Raw genomic sequence first — 23,302 nt, 5'->3', positions numbered from 1 at the left:
GGTAAGGACCGGACGCATTGCACGATTTCCATACCGCCTCCTCGCGGCATATTCAGAGGATCGCGCTTTACAGCTTGAGTGTCATCCCTGGCAGGCAAAGCGAATGCAGGATTTGTCGCAATATTGAGACACATGAAAGTCTCAGTTCAAGCCAAGCCGTTTAAGCTTGCGATGCAGGGTAGCTCTGCTCATGCCCATCATGTTCGCGGCAATGGAAACATTGCCATCTGCTTTTCGCAGAACTCGCTGGATCACGCTGCGTTCGGCGGCTGCAAATCCTCGTTCCGCATCGGTATCCTGCCCGAGCAGATTCGCCGCCGGCAACGGACTGTTCAGGCTTTCGTCAGTCAGCCCGAGAAGTGCACGCGCCGAACGCGATGCGCCAACCACAAGATCGTCTTCGTCCACTGCAATTAATGCGTTCAAAGCCCGGTCATGGCCGCGTTCGCTACCCTGTGCCATGACGATGCGCGCTTTGGGAAAGGCCAATCGGAAATTTTCTGCTTCCACCCGCCGGGCGGCATCCACCACAGCCATGGCAATGAGTTTGACAAAGCCCTCGGTCAGATCGGAACGTGCCGACGATACGTCAATCGCCGCCATCAGCCGCCCGCGATGATCGAAAATCGGTGCTACAGTACAAGAAAGCGCTGTGTTGCGACTGCGGAAATGCTGGTCGCGGTGGATCGTCAGGGCACGTTGTTCAGCCAGCGCTGTGCCAATGCCATTGGTGCCCTCGCACTCTTCGCTCCAGACTGCTCCCGTCCAAAGTCCCGCCTTGCAAAAGGTGGCATCATCGCCCTCATAGCCCCGGCGGTCGACAGGAACACCATTCTTATCTGCCAACAGGACGCAACATCCCGCACCACCCACCGCCGAATAAAGCCGGTCGAGTGCGATTTCTGCGGTTTCTATGAGAGATCCCAGCTCTTCACGCGCTTCACGCAATTCCTGATCGGTTAGCATGTTTGGCGGCGTGCCCTCATCAGGCTTCAAGCCGTAGAGACGCATTGAACGCCCCCACGATGCAACAACCGCTGACTGCGCAGCAGCGTCACCTGTCACGGCAGATTGGATATGCTCGGCATGTAAGCCGTCATCCTGCGTTCCCATGGTCCTCCTCCGAAGTCCATGCACAGGGTGACGCCTGTTCTCGCCTACGTCAAGTCACCTATTGATGGCGGCAACCGGGGCTGCTCTACCGACGCGATTTAAGGGCGTAGGTCCAAAACGCCCCCGGTTATAATCGCAGCTATTCTCCATTCTCGTCATATGACCTTTTCAGCAAATATGTATCCATGATCCAGCCCATTTGTGCGCGCGCAACATTTCGCAACCGCTCAATATCGTCAACGACATCGCGCAGTTTGCCGGACATGAGAATCTCGTCTTCCGTTCCTATGTAAGCACCCCAATAAATATCGACGTCTTCATCAATTGCCTTGAACGCGCCCTCGCCATCGAGCATCACAATCACGCTTTCCGAATTGTTCGGAAAACCTTCGGCAAGCTTGCGCCCTGTGGTTATCGTAATGGAGTCGCCGATTCGATTGAGCACAACCTTATGCTTTGCCGTGAGCGCCTGAATGCTGGTAATGCCGGGAATGACATCATAGTCCAGTTCGAAATTGCCCTTGGCGTTCAGCCGGTCGAGAATACGGATCGTGCTGTCATAAAGCGACGGATCACCCCAGACGAGGAATGCGCCGCATTCATCATCGCCCAGTTCCTCCATCAGCAGATGCTCATAGGTTGCCTCCACCTTATCATGCCAGTCATTGACACTCGCACGATAGGTCGAGGAAGGCTTCTGGCGCAGCGGTGTTTCAAAATCCACCATGCGGTAGTGGGGGGCGGTGATGAAACGCTCGCAAATTTCCCGACGGATGCGGGACAGCTGCTCTTTCTCAGCTCCCTTATCGGGAATGAAAAACACATCGACCTGATTGAGCGCATTGACTGCCTGTATGGTCACGTAGTCTGGGTTGCCCGCGCCAATTCCGATGATGAGCACTTTGCGTTTCACTGGGGCACACGCGAGGCCGACGATAGTTCCGGCCTTTGACTCTCTTCGATCAAAGCACAGAACAGTTCGTGGAGGCGTTTTGCCCCCGCATGTTTTCCGGCAAAGGCCTCAAGCTTTATAAACTCCTGACTTGCAGCTGCAACGATATTGGTGCCGCGAGGCCGGGAAAGCAGCCAGGCAAAAAACACGTCTTCCGGCACAGTTGCCGCGTTGACCGATTGTGGGTTGTTATATTGATTAGTATTGGCGCCGAGTATCATGCTTAACCCCGATTGTTGGGAACAAGGGTCAAGCGCGAAGATTGCAGATAGTCAGCCTGCGGCAAACCATTGCAAGCGACACACCGGGACACCCCGCCCGTGGACGTTCATCATGTTTCGGCAGGTCTCCTGGCTCACAGGTCAGTATTGCTGTCTTGCCTTCCCGGGAAATCCCAGTGACCTTTTGCCTGAACGAATTCAAGCGACAGCAACTCGCTGTTTACAGTTGCGGGGGCAGCGCCGGCATTGGTGAATATCACTTCACCGGCTTCCCTCTTAGCTCCCGGCTTTGCAGCACGGGAGAACCGGAACACTCTTATATGAACCCAGCCCACCTATTGAGGTCAACAGGCAGGCGTAAATTTATCGGGGGGAAACCGGTAAACGGCTGAATGCGGCGCATCACCAATAGAAAATGGCGCAGGCTGGTGCCCGCGCCATTCCAAACTATTCAAACAAGATCAAGCGGCGAGAACTTCTTCCGCATCTTCCGGCACTTCAGAAATTGTCCGCAGGATTTGCGACGCGATCTGGTAGGGGTCGCCCTGCGAATTCGGACGGCGATCTTCAAGATAACCGCGATAGCCATTGTTTACAAAGCTGTGCGGAACGCGGATTGATGCACCGCGATCAGCAATGCCGTAGCTGAACTGGTGGATCGACTGGGTTTCATGCTTGCCGGTAAGGCGCATATGATTGTCCGGTCCATATACGGCGATATGGGCAGCGCAATTCTGCTCAAATGCCGCCATGACCTTTTCGAAGTAATCCTTGCCGCCGACTTCACGCATATAGGTGGTGGAGAAGTTGGCATGCATGCCCGAACCATTCCAATCAGTATCGCCGAGCGGCTTGCAATGATATTCGATATCGATGCCGTATTTTTCAGTCAGGCGCTGCAGGAGATAGCGTGCAATCCAGACCTCATCGGCAGCCTTCTTGGAACCTTTTCCGAAAATCTGGAATTCCCACTGGCCTTTTGCCACTTCAGCATTGATGCCTTCATGGTTGATGCCGGCATTCAGGCAGATATCGAGATGTTCTTCGACGATCTTGCGTGCGATATCCCCAACATTGCTGTAGCCAACGCCTGTATAATATGGGCCCTGCGGCGCAGGAAAACCTGTCTCAGGGAAGCCGAGCGGGCGGCCGTTCTTGTAGAAGAAATATTCCTGTTCGAAGCCGAACCATGCGCCGTCATCATCAAGAACAGTTGCGCGGGTGTTGGAAGGATGCGGTGTCTTGCCATCGGGCATCATGACTTCGCACATGACGAGAACGCCATTCTTGCGTTCACTGTCCGGATAAAGAGAAACAGGCTTCAATACGCAATCCGAGCTTTTGCCCTCTGCCTGCATTGTCGAGCTTCCATCGAAGCCCCAAAGCGGCAATTGTTCCAGCGTCGGAAATACGTCAAATTCCTTGATCAGCGTCTTACCGCGAAGATTTGGCGAAGGGACATAACCGTCGAGCCAGATATATTCGAGTTTATATTTTGCCATTCCGTTTCTCTCATATTTTATTGTGCAGACCGGTTGCGAGGCCTGCATCGTGGAGCGCAGTTCGCAGATAGAATTGACAATGCAAACAGCGTGCCAATTCGCTCAGCCGGATCGCAAAAATTTGAAAAACATATTAGCCGGATATTTTTAGCGGTGCTTTTTGCAGTTTGAAGCTGCCATTGCTATGCTGACGGCTCAGAAAACCGCTTTTACCAATCGCCACGTTGATGCATTTTTAGGCAGGTGCGGAATTTCTAGGCATGATAAGGCGCAAATTCTGTCGCGAGCTTGGAACCAATAACTCACTTCCGGATTAACGATCTGGAATGAACGAAATGGAGAGTATTATGGAAAGTGCCGGAATCGGGTGGATCGCAGCAATCATCATTGGTGGCGTTGCGGGCTGGCTTGCAGAGATGTTCATGAAGAGCAACATGGGCGTCATCATGAACATCATACTCGGGATCGTGGGCGCGATAATCGCCAACGCGATCCTTTCCATGGTCGGCGTCGTCCTTACAGGCTGGCTGGGCTATTTGATTGCAGGCTTTATCGGCGCCTGTATTCTTATCGCTGTTGCCCGCATGTTCAAACGAACAGCCTGATTTGATTAATGAGAAACGGCAGCGAGTATAGCCTCGCTGCGAATTTCCTCGGTCAATTGAAGCCGTATCCGGGCAAACTCGGGTGCGGCTTTAACCGTGTAATGGCGCGGATGTCCCAGCGGTACCGGCGTGATCGACTTGATACGGCCCGGCCGCGCTGACATCGTAACCACGCGTGACGCCAGAAAAATCGCTTCTTCAATATCGTGCGTGACAAAGATAACTGTCTTTTGTTCCCGCTCCCAAATACTGAGCAGCAGTTCCTGCATCAAGCCTCGCGTCTGGTTATCCAGCGCTCCGAAAGGCTCATCCAGAAGTAGTATTTTCGGATCATTCGCCAAGGCGCGGGCAATTGCCGTGCGCTGCTGCATGCCACCGGACAATTGCTTTGGCCAATGGTTTTCAAATCCTTTTAGTCCCACCTTGTCGATGTAAGAGGCGACAATTTCAGCTTTTTCCTTTGCGCCGACGCCGCGTTCTGTCAGGCCGAAACCGATATTCTGTTCGATCGTCAGCCATGGAAACAGCGTATAGGACTGGAACACGACACCGCGATCTGCGCCTGGACCTTTCACCTCTTTGCCATCAAGCGTGACCGTGCCCGTGGTCGGCCGGTCAAGCCCCGCAACAATACGTAACAGCGTGGATTTTCCGCAGCCGGATGGTCCGAGGATGGACACGAAATCATTGTGCGGAACAGTCAAATCCGTCGGTTGCAGCGCCTGCACAGGCTGCCCGCCGCGAACACCCGGAAAGACACGGCTCACGCCTTTAATGATGAGCGTGCTCATGCGAGCCTCCATGCAAAAAGGCGGCGATTGACCGACTTGAACAGGAAATCTGAAATCAAACCGATAATGCCGATAACAATAATGCCGAAAATAATCTGACCTGTAGCGAGCAGCGCCTGACTGTTGATGATCATATACCCGATACCGGAGGATGCGCCGATCATTTCAGCCACGATGACATAGGTCCACGCCCAGCCCAGAACCAGCCGCAATGTCTCAGCCACGTCCGGGGCATTGGCAGGAATAAGCACGCGCTTGACCACACCTCGGTCATTGGCGCCGAGTGTATAGGCCGCTTCCACCAGGTCTCGCCTTGTATTGGCAACGGCAACGGCAACCATGAGAATGATTTGAAAAACGGCACCGATGAAAATCACCAGCAGCTTTTGCAATTCGCCGATACCCGCCCACAAAATGAGAAGCGGAATAAATGCCGATGCAGGGAGATAACGCGCGAAGGATACAAATGGCTCAAGAAGGGCTTCGATCGGTTTGTAAGCTCCCATCGCAATGCCAAGCGGCACGGCGATAATGGCAGCAATGATGAAGCCGCCAACAACACGCCAGATCGTCATTCCGATATCATAGAGAAAGTTCTGCTCCGACAGCAAAATCCAGCCATCATTCACCATGGTCAGAGGGTCTGCAAGAAAGGTGCTGGATACAAAGCCGCCGAAAGTCGCAAAAGACCAGCCACCGACAAAGAGAATGAAAAACAGAATACCCAGAAGTATCCGCGCTTGCGCCCCGATGGGCTGTAAAGGTCTGAACATAAAGTCCCCTTGGCAAAAACGAAGAGCGGACAATGCCCGCTCTTCGCGCAAGCCTCATTATTGTATGAAGCTGGTATCTACAATTGTTGAAAGATCGGGCTTCTTTTTGATGATGCCAATTTCAAGCAGCAATTCTGCAGCTTCCTCAGAAAAGGTCATGAATTCCTTTTCGAAGAAGATCTTGTTTGCAGCCTGATCCTGCCACTTCAGGTATTGGGCAGATTCTGCGAACTTTGCACCGGACTGCTTTACATCTGCTCCCATGATCTCAAAGGATTTATCCTTGTCTGAAGCAATCAAGGCCAATGCATCAAAATAGCTTTTGGCCAGCGCTTTTGCAGCTTCAGGATTCTTCTCCAGAAACTCATTCGTGCAGCCGAAAGTATCCATCACAGCCGGATAATCCAATGTGGTGGCGATGATCTTGCCCTTGTCTGGCGCAGCGCGAACAGTGGACAGATATGGCTCATAGGTCATGGCCGCGTCATTCTGCCCAGCGACAAAAGCCTGTGCCGCCGGTCCAGGTTCCATATTGACTACTTTCACGTCTTTGATCGAAAGACCATTCTTCTTCAGCATCCATGCCAGCACGAAATAAGGCGAGGTGCCAGGTGCAGAGGCCGCAACAGATTTGCCCTTGAGGTCAGCAATCGCGTTGACATCGCTGCGTACCACCATTCCGTCCGCGCCAAAGGATTTGTCCATCTGGAAAATCTGCTTCGTCGCGACACCATTGGCATTCCACGAAATCCATGTTTCCACGGTGGTTGCCGCGCATTGAACATCGCCGGAAGCAAGCGCCAGATGACGGCTGGCTTGCGGAATTTTGGTCAGCGTCACATCAAGACCGTTCTTCTTAAAAATTCCGGCCTGCTTTGCCAGCGTCAGCGGCGCGAAACCTGTCCATCCAGAAAGGCCGACGGAAACTGCTGTTTCTGCAAGTGCAGCGGTGGGAAAAAGTGCAAAAGCAACAGACGCGATTGCGATGTATTTTTTTAAACTCATCGTGACAAAACCCCTTTGTTTATTTTTTTGGCAAGCAGATATCTGACTATATGATAGGCAGGCCGGGTTTCTTTTGTCTACACATATTCGAAGAATTTATGTTAACCCAACTCACCCGAGCCGCGGCGCATAACTTGCAGGATCAATATTTTCTGGCCTACCTGTAAGATCAAGCGCGCTCACCTTTGCCGGTGTTTTCGCGATCACTTTGCCGCCCTTTATAACAGCAAGGCGGGTTGCCTTCAGGCGTATGGCTTCTATCGTATCGGCGGCTTGCAGCAGCACCATGTCGGCCTTGCAGCCGACATCAAGCCCGTAGCCTTCAAGATTCAAAATCTTGGCCGGCTCTGTCGTCACCGCAGCAAAGCACTGGCGCATGGCGTCGCGGCTGGTCATCTGCGCCACATGCAGTCCCATGCTGGCAACGTCCAGCATATCGCCCTGCCCCAGCGAATACCAAGGATCCATCACGCAATCATGGCCGAAGGCGACAGTAACGCCATGAGCCAGAAGTTCCGGAACGCGTGTCATTCCGCGGCGCTTGGGATAGGTGTCATGGCGGCCCTGAATGCCAATATTGATCAGCGGATTGGCGATTGCGGCCACACCAGCTTCTGCAATCAGCGGCAAGAGCTTGCTGACATAATAATTATCCATCGAATGCATGGATGTCAGGTGCGAGCCTGTCGAGCGACCGCCAAGTCCGAGCCTTTGCGTTTCATAGGCCAGAATTTCGATATGGCGTGACAGCGGGTCGTCAGTCTCGTCGCAATGCAGATCGATCATCAGCCCGCGCTCAGCAGCGATTTCGCACAAGGCCCGAACGCTTGCTGCACCATCTGCCATGGTGCGCTCGAAATGAGGAATGCCGCCGACAACGTCGACACCCAAATCCAGTGCGCGCTTAAGCAGATCGACCGCACCGGGATAACGATAGTAACCATCTTGCGGGAAAGCCACGAGTTGCAGATCAATATAGGGCGCAACGCGCTTTTTAACCTCAAGCAAGGCTTCGACGCCAAGCAGGCGCTCATCGCAAATATCGACATGGGTGCGGATAGCAAGCAGCCCTTGCGTGACCGCCAGATCGCAATAGCGCATTGCGCGCTCAATCACGGCTTCATGCGTCAGGAGCGGCTTCAACTCACCCCATATCTGAATTCCGTCCAGCAGCCTGCCGCTCTCGTTCAGACGCGGCTGACCCAGCGACAGCGTTGCATCCATGTGGAAATGGCAGTCGATGAAAGGCGGCGATACCAGGAGACCGGCCGCATCGATCACCTCACCCGCGTCGCCGGTCAGATTGGCTTCAACCGCTGCAATACGCCCGGATATTACGCCGATATCCATGCCTGAGCGACCATCAGGCAGGGTTGCATTGGTTACTTTCAGATCGAACATAATGAAACCTTTATCTTTGACCCTTGAACCAGGGCACGAGCAATGAACGCGGATAGTCAGCCTTGCGGGCAACCAGAACCAGCGCCAGAATGGAAAGGAGATAGGGCATCATCAGGAAAACCTGTCCTGGAACGAATGCTCCCACTTCGGTTTGCAGCCTGATTTGAAACGCATCAAATGCGCCAAACAGCAAGGCTCCGAGTAGCGCTTTTCCGGGTTGCCATGACGCGAATACGACGAGCGCAATGCATATCCAGCCACGTCCGTTGACCATGCCGAAGAAGAAAGCATCAAAGGCTGACATTGTAAGGAATGCACCGCCAAGAGCCATAAGCGAAGATCCGGCAATTACCGCACCTATGCGCAGGCCGCGCACCGAAAGGCCCTGCGCTTCCACTGAGGATGGATTGTCGCCAACAGCCCTCAATGCAAGGCCAAGCGGCGTGCGGTAAAGCAGCCACGCGACCACGCCGACCAGGACGAAAGCCAATAGGGTCAATGCTGTCTGTTGAAACAGCACCGGACCAATAAACGGGATATCGGAAAGAACCGGGATATCAAGCGGCTGAAACGGGACAATGCGCGGTGGCGTCGAAACATTGGGCAGGGCCGTGCGATAGGTGAAATATCCCATGCTTGTTGCCAGCAGCGTTATGCCAATGCCGGAAACATGCTGCGACAGACCCAGCACCACCGTCAGAATTGCATGCAGCAATCCGAAGATTGCTCCTGCCAGCGCCGCGACCAGCACGCCGGTCCATAGGCCGCAGCCCATCCAGACCGCCATCCACCCGGCCATCGCGCCAGCAGTAAAAATGCCTTCAATGCCGAGATTGAGCACGCCGGCACGCTCACAGAGCAATGCTCCGAGCACGCCAAAAATCAATGGCGTTGCGATGCGGATGGCTGCCGCCCAGAAATTTACTGTCAACAGGATTTCGAGAATTTCCATTCTACTCTCCTGCCTGCAGGGGCGAAATGCCACGTTCGAATTTCAAACGGTAGCGCAAGAAAAATCCACCCACGAGAACACAAAGCAGCGACAGCGCGACCACCAGATCAGCAAGATAATTGGACACACCAGTCGCCCGGCTCATGGAATCCGCGCCGACAAAGACTGCCGCCACAAACAGTGCCGCAAGGACGACGCCAAGGGGATGCAGACCAGCAAGCATCGCAACGACAATGCCGGAGTAACCGAAACCGGGAGACAGATCGGCTGAAAGATAACCTTTGACCCCAGCCACCTCGCTCACCCCTGCCAGACCCGCAAGCCCACCGGAGATCAAGGCCACTTTCAGCACAGTCGCATTTACAGGCACTCCGGCAAATCGCGCCGCTGGCTTGTTTTCACCCACAGCCCTGATTTCAAAACCGAGAACAGTTTTGGAAACGGTAATCCACAAAATGAGCGCTGCGACCAAGCCGATAATCAGCCCGCCATGGACACGCATGCGTGCAAACAGCTTGGGAAAGGCAGCTGCATCGGCCAATGGCACCGATTGTGGCCAGCCCAACGCAAGCGGGTCCTTGATCGGCCCCTCTATCAGCATCTGAACGAAGAGTATGACGATGAAATTGAGCAGCAATGTCACCACAACTTCATCGGCACCAAAGCGTAGTTTCAGCAGCGCAGGAACGATCATCAGCAGACCACCGGCAATGATACCGGCAAGGATGATGGCGGGTATCAGCAAAGGTCCCGGCAAGGATAAAAGCCCGCTGCCCACACCAACTGCCGCGAGAGCTCCGGCATAAAGCTGGCCCTCCGCACCAATGTTCCAGAGCTTGGCACGGAATGCGATGGCAGCGGCGAGGCCGGTCAAAACGAGCGGTGTTGCCCGGGTAAGCGTCTCGGAAAAGGCAAATATGGAGCCGAACGAGCCCTTGAACATGAGCCAATAGGCCGTCAGCGGCGATACGCCCGCAAAACTCACCGGCACAGCCACCAAGGCAAAAGCGGCAAGCGCAGCTATAACGGAAATGATGATGCGCGCATTGAGCGAAACATCATTACGAGGCTGCAACGATATCCGCATCACGATGCCACCTGTAGGGTATGTCCCGCCATCATCATTCCTACTGATCCCCGGTCCAGTCCTTCTGCTGGTCCTGCATCCATCACTTCGCCCGTATGCACCACGAGCAGCCGGTCGGAAAGTGCAAACAACTCATCCAGATCTTCCGAGATCAGAAGCACGCCTGCACCACGATCCCGGGCAGCGAGAATACGCTGATGGACCTCCGATTGGGCGCCAATATCGAGGCCGCGCGTTGGTTGATTGGCGAGGATAAGTTTGGGAGAACGCTCCAATACACGCGCCAGAATGAGCTTTTGGATATTGCCGCCCGAAAGAAGCCGCGCCTGTGCATCTGGTCCCTGGCAGCGTATGTCATAGGCCTTGATGGCATCGCTCGCCCTTTTGCGCATGGCCTTGCGCTTGATGAATCCGGCGGTCTGAAACTCTTTGCCGTGCAGATCTTCTATAGCAATATTTTCGGCCACCGACATGGACCCGACCACACCATCATGCTGGCGATCTTCCGGCATGCGTGCAACGCCCGCCGCAACCAAAGCGCGCGGATCGCCAGTTTTCATGGGCTTGCCATAGAGCCGTACCGAACCTTTATCGACTGTCTCAAGGCCTGAAACCAAAGCCGCAATTGCCGATTGGCCATTGCCTGACACACCCGCCACGCCGACAATTTCCCCTGCCTTGATGAAAAAGGAAACCTCGTTGAGCGATTGACGCACCGATCCGCGTTTCAACGACACTTGATCAAATTCCAGCACTGCCGCGCCAATCTGCGATGGCTTGCGCTGCAATGGCGGCACAGCGCGCCCGACCATCATATCAGCGATCGAACGTTTATCCGCAGAAGCCGTAGTCAATTCTCCGGCCTTCTTGCCGCCCCGCAACACCGCGATGCGGTGTGAAACCGCCAATACTTCACCCAGCTTGTGCGAGATGAAAATAACGCCCAATCCGCTTGCAGCAAGCCGGCGTAGAATAATAAAAAGCCCGTCCGCTTCCTGCGGCGTCAATACTGCGGTCGGTTCATCCAGAATCAACACCCGCACATCGCGGTAAAGCGCTTTAAGAATCTCGATACGTTGTTTTTCACCGACACTCAGTTGCGCGGTTTTCACGTCAAGATCGACGGTCAGTCCGCTTTCATGCATGATTGCGTCGATCCGTTTGCGCAAGGCACGACGGCTGCGCCAGACCTGCCATAGCGATTCCGTGCCAAGCACAATATTGTCGAAACCCGTCAGATTTTCGGCCAATGTGAAATGCTGATGCACCATGCCGACACCAGCATCCAGAGCTGCACTCGGCGAGCCTTTGGGCAATTCATGCAGAACACCTGAATCATCCGCGACACGTATCGCCCCCTCTTCCGGTACATAATGCCCGAAAAGAACGTTCATCAATGTCGTCTTCCCGGCGCCATTTTCGCCGAGAAGCGCGAGTATCTCACCCCGTTTGAGGGAAAGGCTCAAATCATCATTGGCAACGAGAGAACCGAAGCGCTTGGTGATGTTGTCGAGAGCCAGGACGACAGAGCCATTCTCCGCCTGTCCTTTTGTCTGTGTCATGTCTCTGCCCCACCAAAAGCGATCTTGTCCATTTCCCATATTATCCTTGGCATACACATCATGCGTGGTTCGACAAGCTCACCATGAGGAAGGTGGCGTTTGGCAAGAAGCAATGATTTGCACAGTCGCGATTATCCACGCAATCAACCCACCTCCCTCATGGCGAGCTTCCTGAGCTTGTCGAAGGGCGAACCACGCAGCGCAAACTGTGCAATTAATCCACCCTCTTCAATGCGTTATAGTCTGCCTTGATTGCCCTATTTCGTCGATTTGGGTTCCGCGTCATTGATCTCGATCTTCAGCGTCCCCGCCTTGATCTCGGCTTCCTTGGCTTTTGCGATCGTGATTGATTCCGGGGTTGCAAGCTTTTCATCGACGACGATGCTGCCGCCGCCGGCACCGAGGAATGAATAGATCCCGAAATCAGCCGCTTTGAAGCTGCCCGCCTTCACCTCCGCGATCGCCTTGTCGGCCGTCGGCTCAAAATGCCAAAGCGCGCTGGCAAGAACTGTTCCGGGATAATCCTTGGATGTATCGATCACATTGCCAATGGCCAGAACGCCGCGCTCCTTGGCAGCATCGGACACGCCGAAGCGTTCGGCATACATAATGTCCGCACCGGCATCGATCATCGCGAATGCCGCTTCCTTGGCCTTGGGCGGATCATACCAGGAATTGATAAAGGTCACGAGGAACTTGACGTCAGGATTGGTTTCCTTGGCGCCTTGAATAAAGGCATTCATCAGCCGGTTAACTTCCGGAATTGCATAGCCACCGACAAGCCCGATTATATTGCTTTTGGTCTTGGCGCCAGCAATGAGCCCGGTCAGATAGGCAGGCTCCTGAATGAAATTATCAAAGGTGGCAAAGTTCGGCTCTACCGGCGGTAGCGAAGAACCCATGAGGAATTTGATATCTGGATATTCGGCGGCAACAGCGCGCGAGGGCTTTTCAACGCCAAATGCCTCGCCAACAATCAGATTTGCTCCCTGTTCGGCATATTCGCGCATAACGCGCTCATAATCCGTATTGGAGACATTTTCCGAGTAGGAATAGTCAATATCGCCACGCTCCTTGGCGGCATTTAGCGCCAGATGAATCCGGCTAACCCATTGTTGCTCAATCGGAACCGTGTAGATGCCAACCACTTTGATTTTTTCCTGAGCTGCCGCCGGTCCAAAAGCGGCCATTGTCAAGGCAGCGCCAGCGACGAGCCCGATGAAAGCCCTGCGGCCTAATTGGAAAACAGTTTTCATATCATTCCCCTTATTGTTTATTTTTTGATCACAACCCCATCACCGCTACTTAATAGGCAATGGCAGTTTTTCGCAATGTGAAAGGGAAAATGACAAGAGGATTATCTAGATTCTGCACAGCTCAACTGCGCAAGAGCACCAAAAGAAATTGGCGCCGTGTCGGGCAGGACAGGCGCCATCTCATGCCGGAAGGTCCGGTATATCATGCAGCTCTATTTCGGGCAGCACATTGAACGCTCTGCCGCACCCGGACGATAAAGCCAATTGGGTGGCATTTTCAGAACGTGAAATGCGCGTTCCTGTCTTTGCGGTGCCTGGCTCAGCCTGCCGACGCGCGCCATTAATGTGCGAACCTCATCCGACTTCACGCCATCACTCGCCATCATTTGACGGATGATCGGTTCAGCCAGCAATTCGTTCAGTGTTGGTTCAATCGCTTCCAGCATGATTCTCTCCTCAAATGATGACAGTGCTGGCAATCTGACCGCGCTCAATGTCGCTTGCATGTCGTTATTATGGCAGTTGTAAGAATTGCTTCGGGCGATCTGGAAAATCTCGCCATAAAGTGGAAAACCCCAAAAGCAATCAATGGACGCATGCCCATGCATCATTTGAATTTTGCTGCCAAGCGGCTTAGGGTCAGGGCTTGTCGCTATAACCAAAAGACGCCCGAAACGGCATATTTTCCCGCAGTTCGAATAATTCAAAGACTGTTCCATGCTCCGTAAGTTTACATTGCGTCGTCTCGGCGTCTTCTCCATTTTTCTCGCACCGAGCCGCTTGCGTGCCTTTGCACGAAGTCATGAAGCAGGTCTTGTTCTGGTGGCCGTACTCGTCGGCATTGTTTCAGGTTTCGTCGTGACTGCGATGAGCCGCATCGCCCAATATCTGCACTTGGTGATCTTCAACCTGCAACCCGGTGAACGTCTGTCATCATCAATGTCCGCAAGTCATACGGCGCTCTTTTTCGCTCCAATTGTGGGAGGCGCTATTCTTGGTGTCCTGCTCTTCCTTCTGGCGCTCTACCGTAAAAAGCCGATTGTCGATCCGATTGAGGCGAATGCCCTGCATGGTGGCCGGCTCTCACTCAATGACAGCATCATTGTCACCGTCCAGAATCTGATTTCCAATGGCTTTGGCGCTTCCGTGGGACTGGAGGCAGGTTATACCCAGCTCGCCTCCGGTTTGGCGTCGAAGTTTGGTCTGTCCTTGCGCTTGAGACGTTCGGATATGCGCATCCTCGTTGGTTGCGGCGCTGCCGGCGCTATCGCCGCCGCGTTCAACGCTCCGTTGACTGGCGCATTCTATGCCTTCGAGCTGATCATTGGTTCCTATACTATTTTAAGCCTGACACCCGTTGTTGCCGCCGCACTTGTATCCAATCTTGTCGCGCGGGCACTTGCCGGTGATAATTTCGTTATCGACATTGGCGAGTTCGGCACCGTTGTTCCCGCCGACTATGTCCCGGCGCTTCTCCTCGGCTTGCTTTGTGCCGGTGCTGGTATCGCGCTCATGAAGGGCGTCGCTTTCGTTGAAGAACTCGCCCGCAAAAGCTTCATCCCATTCTGGATGCGACCCGTCCTTGGCGGTGCGGTTGTCGGCGGACTGGCCTTGATTTCACCGCAGGTGCTGTCGGGAGGTCATGGCGCGCTGCATCTCAATCTGGATTACACAGGACCTATTGCCGGCATTATCGGTATTATCCTGCTGAAAGCGCTTGCGTCCGCCATTTCCATCGGTTCGGGTTTTCGCGGGGGCCTGTTCTTCGGCTCACTTTTCCTAGGTGCACTCCTTGGCAAGCTCTTTGCTTTTTCCGCACCCTATGTCTTTGCCCACGCAACCCTGACGCCGGTGACCTATGCGGTTGTCGGCATGAGCGCTCTGGCAGTCTCGGTGATCGGTGGCCCTTTGACGATGACCTTCCTCGCATTGGAAATCACAGGGGACTTTCCGATAACGGTTCTCGTGCTTGCCGCTGTCATTGCGGCATCCATTACAGTCCGGAATACATTCGGCTACTCCTTTGCCACATGGCGCTTTCACTTGCGGGGTGAAAGCATCCGTAGCGCCCACGATGTGGGTTGGATTCGCAATCTGACAGTGGCCAAGCTGATGCGTACAGATGTGCGCACGGCTTCCGACAAGATGAGGATCAGCGAATTCCGTCAGGAGTTTCCGCTCGGCTCAACGCAACGTGTCATCATTGTCAGCGATGAGAATAAGTATGTCGGCATCATAATCGTTGCGGAAGCGCATTCAGGCATCACGGAGACAACCGATGAAGCGCAACCTATTGGCCCATTGATCAAATATCAGGGTGAGTATCTACAACCGCAAATGAATGCGCGACAGGCCGTACGCCTGTTCGACAATGCCGAAGCCGAAGCTTTGGCCGTCGTTAATGACATTGTGGAACTGAAGGTCGTCGGGCTTTTGAGCGAAAGCCACACGCTGCGGCGATACAGTGAAGAGCTCGACCGGCAACGCCGACACGTCTCCGGCGAAATCTGATCGCTCATCATATTCGCAAATTTTAACCCCATTTTAACCACGGTTTGTTGCAATGCGTAACATTGTGTTACTGTAATTGGAATCAAACCGGGGCAATCTCTTGCAATCAGGCACCAAGTCAGTTGGGAAATCATCTCCCGTCAACGGAAACTCCGCATTGGCATCAATGTGCAGCTTCTGGGGACTGCTTAGGGCGTACTGGACCTCCGAGCGCTGGGTTGAAGCCTGGACGCTGACAATCGCCATTGCGCTTTTGACCGCCGCAGCCAGCAAGGCCAGCGTCTGGATGGCGATGGCGTCGGGCGAGTTGATCAACTCGCTGGTCGATATACACGACCCTTTTGTCGTTAATCCGCTCAATGTGATCCTCGCAAATGCCGGTATTCTCGTTGCAATTGTTGCAGTCAAGGAAATTGGCTTCATCGGTGTCCGTCATCTCCTTTCGACAACCTTGCATCGTAAATGGCGCGGCTGGCTCAATGGCCGCTTCGGTGAGGCGCTGCTTGATGAACAGCACACACATTATCATTTGCAGCAGGGAAGTTCGGCGGAGCAGACTCCCGACAATATCGACCAGCGCATTCAGGAATCCATCAAGGGAATGACCGGCGGCGCCATTGGGCTGGCCATGGGCGTGCTGGGCGTCACAATGTCCATTCTTTTCGTGGGCCAGAAACTCATTGAACTTTCAACGCCAATACCCGGCCTTGATTTTCTTGGAGATTATGGCAGTGCCACGCTGGCCTTTACGGCCATTGCGCTCTACGTGCCGGTCAGCACATGGATTGCCATGCGTATTGGCCGCGCTCTTGAAAAACTCACCCTCGCCATGCAGCAATCCGAAGGCAGTTACAGAAGTGAGCTGACCACATTGTTGCGCCGCAGCTTTCAGGTTGCCGCTGCCAATGGCGAGACTGTTCAAAAGTCGTTAAATGACAAGCTCTACAGAAGCGTCGACAATAATTGGGGGCGTTTCAATGTGTTCGATGCCTGCTATATGTCGTTCACCTCGATCTACAATTTCTTTTCCGCCCGTATTGTCGCCTATATACCCGGTCTTCTGCCCTATATGGGTAATACGATCAGCTTCAAGAACTATATTACCGGTTCCGAGCTTGTTGGTTCGATGATCAATGAATGCTCCTGGTTTATCCATGTCATGCCCGCAATTGCCAATTTGAAGGCAAATGCACGGCGCGTTACCGAATTGGCCCAAGCGGTCGAGCGTGTCAGCCAGCCCTCGGAATATTATCGGTCCACCGGTGTCAGTGAGTTCAAATTTGCAACACAGCATGAAGCCTTTGGCGTCTCGGTGCGGGGACTTGAATTGATGCACCGCGACAGCGAGGCCAAAGCTTTTCTCACGCTTGGAAATATGCGGTTGCGCAAGGGCCAATGGGCTTACATCAAGGGTGATTCCGGTAGTGGAAAAACCTGTTTGCTCAAAGCAATGAACGGGCTTTGGGGCTATGGCCGTGGTGAAATCTTTTACCCGAAAGATGCGGCAACAATGTATGCGGCGCAGGAGGTCAAACTTCCCGGCGTGTCGCTGAAACAGCTCGTATGCCTCCCAATGGATGAAAGCCGTTTTGGCGATTCCTCCGTTGCGGCCGCCCTGCACCGCGCCGGCATGGGCGACTTTATTGAAAACCTTGGTGAAGAATGCCGCGATGGCACGTCTTGGGACCAGCTCCTATCGGGTGGCCAGAAGCAGAAACTGGTGCTTGCGCGCATATTGCTGCACAAGCCTGCGGTTTTGTTTCTTGATGAAGCAACCGGCGCGCTGGACCCGGACTCCAAGATCGCCTTCCATCAGGCCATCAAGGATCATTGTGCCGGAACCACCGTTATCAGCGTGATGCATGAGATCGAAGCGCCACGCTCGGTTTCCGGCGAAAACTTCTATACGCATATTTTGGAGATCAATGGCGGCACAGCTATCCAACGGCCACTTCTGGAGACATTGGTCGAGCCAGATCCGCTACCAACAACAAACTTCCCGCTGATTGCCGCCGAATAGCCCTTTTCGGAACACGGCGCTTTTTGTCCGGTAGAAGCAGTTCTGTTTAAATGAGACTACCGGTCATTTGCGCAAGCCATCTCTAGCGCAAATTGGCTCATATAACGCCGATTCTGTTCCCGACCGAGACATAAAGAAAAACGCTCTTTAATCCTATCCGAAGGAATAGCCTGCACCGCGCACGGTCCGGATCGGATCAAGCGATCTGCCAATATTGATTGCCTTACGCAAACGGCCAACATGCACGTCAACCGTGCGGTCATCGACGTAAATATCCGCGCCCCATACATTGTCCAAGAGCTGTCCGCGCGAGAACACCCGGCCCGGAGACTGCATCAGGAATTCCAGCAGGCGAAATTCTGTCGGTCCGAGCTTGAGTTCACGCTCTTTGCGGAAAACCCTGTGCTGTTCGCGGTCAAGTTTCAGATCTCCAAAGCTCAACACATGCGACAAGAGACTTGGATTGACCCGGCGTAGCATGGACTTGATGCGTGCCAGCAATTCCGGTGTCGAGAACGGCTTGACCATGTAATCATCCGCACCGGTTGAAAGACCGCGAACACGCTCGCTTTCTTCACCGCGCGCGGTCAACATGATGATCGGCAGGATTTCTGTCTCGCGCCGAGCACGCAGGCGGCGGCAAAGTTCAATACCGGAAAGGCCTGGAAGCATCCAATCGAGGATCAGCAGATCCGGCACCTTTTCGCGCAAGGCGATTTCGGCTTCGTCACCACGGCTGATGGTTTCGACAATATAGCCTTCTGCCTCCAGATTATAACGCAGGAGAACACTGAGGGCATCTTCGTCTTCAACGACTGTGATTCTGGGAGCTATAGGCATGGTCTGCTTCCGGCAATTATGGCGTTACTGGCTCGTCAAGAATAACGGTATGCGACTGATCTTCCTTCGGGCGTTCCGCCGGAAGCTGTGTTCCCGTTACAATGTAATAGACCGTCTCGGCGATATTGGTGGCATGGTCACCGATGCGCTCAATATTCTTGGCGCAGAACAAAAGATGCGTGCAAGCGGATATATTGCGCGGATCTTCCATCATATAGGTCAGGAGTTCGCGGAACAGCGACGTGTAAAGCGCATCAATCTCATCATCGCGTTCACGGACGATATTGACCTGTGCCACCGAGCGTGTCGCATAAGCGTCGAGAACATCCTTAAGTTGTGTCAATGCCAGTTCTGCGATGGTCTGCAGGCCGCGATAGACAGAGAGCGTCTGGCGCGTATCGTTGACGGCTACGACACGCTTGGCAATGTTCTTGCCAAGATCGCCGATACGCTCAAGATCGGATGAAATGCGGATCGTGCCGATTACTTCGCGCAAGTCGATCGCCATTGGCTGGCGCTTGCCGATGATGGTGATCGCCTTTTCGTCAATCTCGCGCTGACCGGCGTCGAGGATAAGGTCGTCAGAGATCACGCGCTGGGCAAGCGCATTGTCCGAATTGACCATGGCCGACACAGCCTGTTCGACCATGCGCTCCGCATGTCCGCCCATCTCTGCAATCTTGTGCGTCAGAAACTTCAGTTCATCGTCATAAGAGCGGACGGTGTGTTGTGCTGTATCAGTCATTGTCTAACCCTCTTCCCGTGAGATCAACCGAAACGTCCGGTAATGTAGTCCTGCGTGCGCTTTTCGGTAGGGCTGGTAAACATCATTTCAGTGTCACCGACTTCAACAATATTTCCAAGATGGAACATTGCCGTGCGTTGCGACACGCGTGCCGCTTGCTGCATTGAGTGCGTGACGATGACGATCGTATAGTTCTGGCGCAATTCGTCGATCAGTTCTTCAACCTTTGCCGTCGCGATAGGATCAAGCGCCGAGCAAGGCTCGTCCATCAAAATCACTTCCGGGCTGACCGCAATGGCGCGCGCGATGCAAAGACGCTGCTGCTGTCCGCCGGAAAGACCGGTGCCAGATTCATGCAGACGGTCTTTCACTTCCGCAAACAGGCCTGCACGCTGCAGGCTTTTTTCCACGATTTCGTCGAGATGACTCTTGCTTTTGACAAGACCATGAATGCGCGGGCCATAGGCAACATTTTCGAAGATCGACTTCGGAAATGGATTTGGCTTCTGGAATACCATGCCGATACGGGCGCGCAACTGAACCACGTCGATCTTGGGATCATAGATATCGCGCTCATCAAGCGTGATATTGCCCGTGACCCTGCAGATCGAAATCGTATCATTCATGCGGTTCAGGCAACGCAGGAAAGTCGACTTGCCGCAACCGGATGGTCCGATAAGCGCGGTGACTTCCTTTTCCCTGATATCGAGACTGACTTCAAAGAGCGCCTGTTTGGCTCCATAAAATACGGAGACGTTTTCGCCCTTCATCTTTATCGCAGGCTGGTTCGAGGAGTTATGCAATTTCTTTTCCACATCAACTTCGGATAACATGTTCATGTCCTTGTACCTCATTACCAGCGACGTTCAAAACGTCGGCGCAGCATGATCGCCGCAGCATTCATCACGAATAGGAACACCAGCAACACCAGAATGGCTGCGGCGGTCTTTGCCTGGAAGGCGACTTCAGGAAGGTCGGACCACAGATAAATCTGCACCGGCAGCACCGTCGAAGCGTCGGTTATCCCACCAGGAATATCGACGATGAACGCGACCATGCCGATCATCAGCAGCGGAGCCGTTTCGCCCAGAGCATGCGCCATGCCGATAATCGTGCCGGTCATGATGCCGGGCATGGCCAGAGGCAGCACATGGTGGAAGATGGCCTGCTGATGCGATGCACCGACGCCCAGCGCCGCTTCCTTGATTGAAGGAGGTACGGAGCGAAGTGCAGCGCGCGATGCAATGATGATTGTCGGCATTACCAACAGTGCCAGCACCAGCCCGCCAACCAAAGGGGCGGAACGTGGAAGGTCAAAGAAATTCAGGAACATCGCCAGTCCGAGCAAGCCGAAGACAATTGATGGAACGGCTGCAAGATTGTTGATATTGATTTCAATGATCTCGGTCACGCGGTTTTTCGGCGCAAACTCTTCAAGATATATGGCAGCGCCGACCCCTAGTGGCAGGCAGAGCAGCAATGTTACGGCGAGCGTCCAGAGCGTTCCGGTCAATGCACCGCGAATACCTGCAAGTTCAGGCTCACGCGAGTCACCCGAGGTGAAGAAGCGGGTCGCAAAAGCACGTTCCACCAGGCCCTCGGACTTCATCTTTGTGAGCCAGATTGCAGCCTGATCCTGCACGCGGCGGTTTGATTCCGGCGTGACAAGCGTCAGCATGGACCAGCTGCCGGGAGCAGCAGCTTCGGCGCTTGCAGGTGTTATCAGCTTGACGCCATCAATACCCGAGGGGCTGATCTGGCTCGCCTTGATCGTCCCGCCATTAACGTTGACAAGCAGGCTTGGCAGCTTCTCATCCAACTCAATAGCGACATTAGCGTCGGTGATGCGGGCATTCAGCGTCTGCGCCTCTGCTTTGATCGCATCGATCTGGCTTTGCAACGAGCTTGCTGCATTTGCATCAAGGCCAGGGATCAGCTTTTCAAGACGTGCGGATTCTGTCGTCAACTTTTCCAGACGCTCAAACAGAAAACCCTGCATTTCCTGAAAAGCCTTGGCGAAATCATCACCCGATGAACGCAGCGAATAGGTCTCGCCGTTAAGGGTCTGGGAAAGCGTTCCCGTACCTTCCAGCACGATTTCCGATGTCTGATAACCCTTCAGGAACTGATCTGCATCATCTGAAAGCAGAACAGGGACGGTCACTTCCTGACCGATCAGCGAAGGATTACCCGAAATCATGCGGCGGAAATCGTCGGATGCACCTGAACTGAGCAGGCCATTCAACGCGCGACGTTCCGCACGGGTTGAAACATCAGGAAACTGAGCAGCCAATGCGTCACGAATGATCTTGTCGTAATTACCAGCAAGAAGCGTCACAGGATCGCGGGTATTTTGCGGGTCCAATGCCGCCTGATCTGCGGTAACCTTCAGATCCACCCGATATTCTGAAAACGCGGGCAAGCCCTTGAACAGAACATCGAGCAGAACAACCGACAGAAACAGTGCCGTCAGAATAATTGCCGCGATCCCGTAAAACTTGAAGCGCCGCTCTGCGCGGTAGCGCTTCTTGACCAATGCATCGCGTGGGTAGTCGGTAACGGGAATGCCGTTGGATATGGTGATGTCAGTCATATTGTTCCCGATATCTCTTGACGATCTGGAGCGCGATGAAGTTGAGGACAAGCGTGAAGAAGAAGAGCACGAAGCCGAGAGCGAAAGCCGAGAGCGTTTTGGCACTGTCGAATTCCTGATCTCCAACCAGAATGGTCTTGATCTGCACGGTAAAGGTCGTAACCGCTTCGAGCGGATTGAATGTGAGGTTGGCAGCAAGTCCGGCTGCCATGACCACGATCATCGTTTCGCCGACTGCACGGGAAATTGCCAGCATGAATGCCGACACGATGCCCGGCAAAGCCGCAGGAAGGATAACCTTCTTGATGGTTTCAGACTTTGTTGCGCCCATCGCATAGGAACCATCGCGCAGGCTTTGAGGCACGGCATTGATCACATCATCCGAAAGCGAAGACACGAAGGGGATAATCATCATGCCCATGACAAGCCCGGCAGCGAGTGCCGATTCCGACGAAACCGAGAGACCAAAGGTTTCGCCCCATCCGCGGATGAATGGCGCGACTGTCAAGGCAGCGAAGAAGCCGAGCACAACAGTAGGCACACCGGCCAGAATTTCGAGAATAGGCTTCACAATTGCACGCGTGCGCGGGCTGGCATATTCAGCCATGTAGATCGCTGCAAACAGGCCGAGCGGACCAGCAACTGCAATAGCGATCACAGTGATCAGCAGTGTGCCGACCACCAGCGGCACAATGCCAAATGCGCCGGATGAACCGACCTGATCAGCCCGGATCGCCGTTTGCGGCGACCATTGCAGACCAAACAAAAAGTCGATCGGCGATACTTTGGTGAAGAACTGGATGGTTTCGAAAACCACGGAAAAAACAATGCCGATTGTCGTCAGGACAGCAATGGCCGAACAGGCCAGCAAGACATATTTGATCAGTCGCTCGACGCTGTTTCGCGCGCGAAACTGCGGCCCGATCAGACGAAAACCCATCATTGCGGCGGCCAATGCAAGGGCAACGCCGCCAATCAGCAATAACCAGCCAGTAAGGCTGACAGCGCTTGAATAGGCCGATGCGGCATTGGCCAGTTCGGGCGAGGCAGTGCCTGCATAAGTACCGGCAAGAATTGAATGAATATCGCGAAACACCGCGCTGCGGCCAAGACCATCAGCAATAGTGGCCGGGTCAATACCCGCAAGTGCCTGCGCCTCGACATATCGATTGGCAAGCGGCGCTCCCAGAACATAGACCAGAAGCATGGACAGCGCGATCAAAGCCGCAAGAAACATGCCGTGATAGGACGGAAGCGAATGGAGAGACGAAGGCTCCGCTCCGGCAAGGGATGACGCCCTTTGGCGACCCACCAGAAACAGCGAGACTGTCAATAGCGCGAGTATCAGGAAATATGTTGCGGTCATAGGCCTA

21 protein-coding genes and 1 riboswitch are annotated in these 23,302 nt (G+C 53.9%); of the genes, 3 read left to right on the top strand and 18 right to left on the bottom strand.

What is annotated here, in order from left to right:
- Positions 1-141 precede the first annotated feature (141 nt).
- The 4 genes from V9K92_RS14370 to V9K92_RS14355 form a co-directional block, all read right to left on the bottom strand.
- Entirely contained in the window at positions 142-1,113 is a 972-nt protein-coding gene (locus tag V9K92_RS14370; protein ID WP_307280781.1) for a GAF domain-containing protein, read from the bottom strand.
- Positions 1,114-1,252: 139 nt separating this feature from the next.
- A complete protein-coding gene (cobF, locus tag V9K92_RS14365; protein WP_337354267.1) occupies positions 1,253-2,026 on the bottom strand; it encodes a precorrin-6A synthase (deacetylating) in 774 nt (257 codons plus the stop codon).
- On the bottom strand, positions 2,023-2,286 hold the full coding sequence (locus tag V9K92_RS14360) for a hypothetical protein (RefSeq protein WP_337354266.1): 264 nt from the start codon (positions 2,284-2,286) through the stop codon (positions 2,023-2,025). The genes cobF and V9K92_RS14360 overlap by 4 nt, the downstream gene beginning before the upstream one ends.
- Positions 2,287-2,388: 102 nt before the next feature.
- A riboswitch (cobalamin riboswitch) is annotated at positions 2,389-2,611 on the bottom strand.
- Between the two features lie 136 nt (positions 2,612-2,747).
- Positions 2,748-3,788 carry a glutamine synthetase beta-grasp domain-containing protein gene (locus V9K92_RS14355; protein WP_115054167.1) on the bottom strand — a complete coding sequence of 347 codons (1,041 nt, stop codon included), beginning with the start codon at positions 3,786-3,788 and terminating at the stop codon, positions 2,748-2,750.
- Positions 3,789-4,135: 347 nt separating this feature from the next.
- Between V9K92_RS14355 and V9K92_RS14350 the strand changes: the two genes are divergently transcribed.
- Positions 4,136-4,393, top strand: a complete 258-nt coding sequence (locus V9K92_RS14350) for a GlsB/YeaQ/YmgE family stress response membrane protein (RefSeq protein WP_115054166.1) — start codon at positions 4,136-4,138, stop codon at positions 4,391-4,393.
- 5 nt (positions 4,394-4,398) lie between these two features.
- On the opposite strand, the gene V9K92_RS14345 is transcribed toward V9K92_RS14350, so the two are convergent.
- From V9K92_RS14345 to V9K92_RS14305, 9 genes are all read right to left on the bottom strand, one after another.
- Positions 4,399-5,184: an ABC transporter ATP-binding protein gene (locus V9K92_RS14345; RefSeq protein WP_307280793.1), complete on the bottom strand. Its 786-nt coding sequence runs from the start codon at positions 5,182-5,184 to the stop codon at positions 4,399-4,401.
- On the bottom strand, positions 5,181-5,957 hold the full coding sequence (locus V9K92_RS14340) for an ABC transporter permease (RefSeq protein WP_307280797.1): 777 nt from the start codon (positions 5,955-5,957) through the stop codon (positions 5,181-5,183). The genes V9K92_RS14345 and V9K92_RS14340 overlap by 4 nt, the downstream gene beginning before the upstream one ends.
- Before the next feature lie 57 nt (positions 5,958-6,014).
- Positions 6,015-6,962 (bottom strand): ABC transporter substrate-binding protein, encoded by a 948-nt coding sequence (locus tag V9K92_RS14335; RefSeq protein ID WP_115054163.1) that lies wholly within the window; start codon positions 6,960-6,962, stop codon positions 6,015-6,017.
- 111 nt (positions 6,963-7,073) lie between these two features.
- A complete protein-coding gene (locus V9K92_RS14330; RefSeq protein ID WP_337354384.1) occupies positions 7,074-8,366 on the bottom strand; it encodes an amidohydrolase family protein in 1,293 nt (430 codons plus the stop codon).
- 7 nt (positions 8,367-8,373) lie between these two features.
- Positions 8,374-9,315: an ABC transporter permease gene (locus V9K92_RS14325; RefSeq protein WP_115054162.1), complete on the bottom strand. Its 942-nt coding sequence runs from the start codon at positions 9,313-9,315 to the stop codon at positions 8,374-8,376.
- A 1-nt stretch (position 9,316) separates the two neighbouring features.
- Positions 9,317-10,402, bottom strand: a complete 1,086-nt coding sequence (locus V9K92_RS14320; RefSeq protein ID WP_336442114.1) for an ABC transporter permease — start codon at positions 10,400-10,402, stop codon at positions 9,317-9,319.
- The gene (locus V9K92_RS14315) at positions 10,402-11,964 is read right to left on the bottom strand and encodes an ABC transporter ATP-binding protein (protein ID WP_337354265.1); all 1,563 of its coding nucleotides are present in this window, start codon (positions 11,962-11,964) and stop codon (positions 10,402-10,404) included. The genes V9K92_RS14320 and V9K92_RS14315 overlap by 1 nt, the downstream gene beginning before the upstream one ends.
- A 257-nt stretch (positions 11,965-12,221) precedes the next feature.
- Positions 12,222-13,220, bottom strand: coding sequence for a BMP family protein (locus V9K92_RS14310; protein ID WP_115054159.1), 999 nt, complete (start codon positions 13,218-13,220; stop codon positions 12,222-12,224).
- A gap of 212 nt (positions 13,221-13,432) precedes the next feature.
- A complete protein-coding gene (locus V9K92_RS14305; RefSeq protein ID WP_115054158.1) occupies positions 13,433-13,666 on the bottom strand; it encodes a hypothetical protein in 234 nt (77 codons plus the stop codon).
- 271 nt (positions 13,667-13,937) lie between these two features.
- Here V9K92_RS14305 and V9K92_RS14300 point away from each other — a divergent pair, with 271 nt between their 5' ends.
- Together V9K92_RS14300 and V9K92_RS14295 are read left to right on the top strand one after the other, a co-directional pair.
- Positions 13,938-15,731: a chloride channel protein gene (locus V9K92_RS14300; RefSeq protein ID WP_307280808.1), complete on the top strand. Its 1,794-nt coding sequence runs from the start codon at positions 13,938-13,940 to the stop codon at positions 15,729-15,731.
- 166 nt (positions 15,732-15,897) lie between these two features.
- Entirely contained in the window at positions 15,898-17,751 is a 1,854-nt protein-coding gene (locus V9K92_RS14295; protein ID WP_307286250.1) for an ABC transporter ATP-binding protein/permease, read from the top strand.
- Between the two features lie 153 nt (positions 17,752-17,904).
- Here the strand turns inward: V9K92_RS14295 and phoB are convergent, their stop codons facing one another.
- The 5 genes from phoB to pstC are packed head-to-tail and all read right to left on the bottom strand — an operon-like array spanning position 17,905 to position 23,295.
- Positions 17,905-18,591: a phosphate regulon transcriptional regulator PhoB gene (gene phoB, locus V9K92_RS14290; RefSeq protein WP_008128223.1), complete on the bottom strand. Its 687-nt coding sequence runs from the start codon at positions 18,589-18,591 to the stop codon at positions 17,905-17,907.
- Between the two features lie 16 nt (positions 18,592-18,607).
- Positions 18,608-19,336, bottom strand: coding sequence for a phosphate signaling complex protein PhoU (phoU, locus tag V9K92_RS14285; protein WP_115054154.1), 729 nt, complete (start codon positions 19,334-19,336; stop codon positions 18,608-18,610).
- Positions 19,337-19,359: 23 nt separating this feature from the next.
- Positions 19,360-20,175, bottom strand: coding sequence for a phosphate ABC transporter ATP-binding protein PstB (gene pstB, locus V9K92_RS14280; protein WP_307280822.1), 816 nt, complete (start codon positions 20,173-20,175; stop codon positions 19,360-19,362).
- 14 nt (positions 20,176-20,189) lie between these two features.
- Positions 20,190-21,929, bottom strand: a complete 1,740-nt coding sequence (gene pstA / locus V9K92_RS14275) for a phosphate ABC transporter permease PstA (RefSeq protein WP_307280825.1) — start codon at positions 21,927-21,929, stop codon at positions 20,190-20,192.
- Positions 21,922-23,295: a phosphate ABC transporter permease subunit PstC gene (pstC, locus tag V9K92_RS14270; RefSeq protein WP_115054151.1), complete on the bottom strand. Its 1,374-nt coding sequence runs from the start codon at positions 23,293-23,295 to the stop codon at positions 21,922-21,924. Before pstC ends, pstA begins: the two co-directional genes overlap by 8 nt.
- Between the last annotated feature and the right edge of the window lie 7 nt (positions 23,296-23,302).

The sequence above is a fragment of the Phyllobacterium sp. CCNWLW109 genome, from assembly GCF_037203905.1.
Taxonomy (GTDB): Bacteria; Pseudomonadota; Alphaproteobacteria; order Rhizobiales; family Rhizobiaceae; genus Phyllobacterium; species Phyllobacterium ifriqiyense.
This window is presented reverse-complemented; position numbering and strand designations above follow the sequence as displayed.

What these genes read in the sequence shown, in the direction of transcription:
- V9K92_RS14340 (WP_307280797.1), bottom strand. Translation starts at nt 5,957, where the DNA reads ATGTTCAGACCTTTACAGCCCATCGGGGCGCAAGCGCGGATACTTCTG.
- V9K92_RS14360 (WP_337354266.1), bottom strand. Translation starts at nt 2,286, where the DNA reads ATGATACTCGGCGCCAATACTAATCAATATAACAACCCACAATCGGTC.
- V9K92_RS14350 (WP_115054166.1), top strand. Translation starts at nt 4,136, where the DNA reads ATGGAAAGTGCCGGAATCGGGTGGATCGCAGCAATCATCATTGGTGGC.
- V9K92_RS14300 (WP_307280808.1), top strand. Translation starts at nt 13,938, where the DNA reads ATGCTCCGTAAGTTTACATTGCGTCGTCTCGGCGTCTTCTCCATTTTT.
- V9K92_RS14345 (WP_307280793.1), bottom strand. Translation starts at nt 5,184, where the DNA reads ATGAGCACGCTCATCATTAAAGGCGTGAGCCGTGTCTTTCCGGGTGTT.
- V9K92_RS14325 (WP_115054162.1), bottom strand. Translation starts at nt 9,315, where the DNA reads ATGGAAATTCTCGAAATCCTGTTGACAGTAAATTTCTGGGCGGCAGCC.
- V9K92_RS14320 (WP_336442114.1), bottom strand. Translation starts at nt 10,402, where the DNA reads ATGCGGATATCGTTGCAGCCTCGTAATGATGTTTCGCTCAATGCGCGC.
- V9K92_RS14370 (WP_307280781.1), bottom strand. Translation starts at nt 1,113, where the DNA reads ATGGGAACGCAGGATGACGGCTTACATGCCGAGCATATCCAATCTGCC.
- pstB (WP_307280822.1), bottom strand. Translation starts at nt 20,175, where the DNA reads ATGAACATGTTATCCGAAGTTGATGTGGAAAAGAAATTGCATAACTCC.
- V9K92_RS14295 (WP_307286250.1), top strand. Translation starts at nt 15,898, where the DNA reads ATGTGCAGCTTCTGGGGACTGCTTAGGGCGTACTGGACCTCCGAGCGC.
- V9K92_RS14355 (WP_115054167.1), bottom strand. Translation starts at nt 3,788, where the DNA reads ATGGCAAAATATAAACTCGAATATATCTGGCTCGACGGTTATGTCCCT.
- V9K92_RS14315 (WP_337354265.1), bottom strand. Translation starts at nt 11,964, where the DNA reads ATGACACAGACAAAAGGACAGGCGGAGAATGGCTCTGTCGTCCTGGCT.
- phoB (WP_008128223.1), bottom strand. Translation starts at nt 18,591, where the DNA reads ATGCCTATAGCTCCCAGAATCACAGTCGTTGAAGACGAAGATGCCCTC.
- phoU (WP_115054154.1), bottom strand. Translation starts at nt 19,336, where the DNA reads ATGACTGATACAGCACAACACACCGTCCGCTCTTATGACGATGAACTG.
- V9K92_RS14310 (WP_115054159.1), bottom strand. Translation starts at nt 13,220, where the DNA reads ATGAAAACTGTTTTCCAATTAGGCCGCAGGGCTTTCATCGGGCTCGTC.
- pstA (WP_307280825.1), bottom strand. Translation starts at nt 21,929, where the DNA reads ATGACTGACATCACCATATCCAACGGCATTCCCGTTACCGACTACCCA.
- V9K92_RS14335 (WP_115054163.1), bottom strand. Translation starts at nt 6,962, where the DNA reads ATGAGTTTAAAAAAATACATCGCAATCGCGTCTGTTGCTTTTGCACTT.
- V9K92_RS14305 (WP_115054158.1), bottom strand. Translation starts at nt 13,666, where the DNA reads ATGCTGGAAGCGATTGAACCAACACTGAACGAATTGCTGGCTGAACCG.
- pstC (WP_115054151.1), bottom strand. Translation starts at nt 23,295, where the DNA reads ATGACCGCAACATATTTCCTGATACTCGCGCTATTGACAGTCTCGCTG.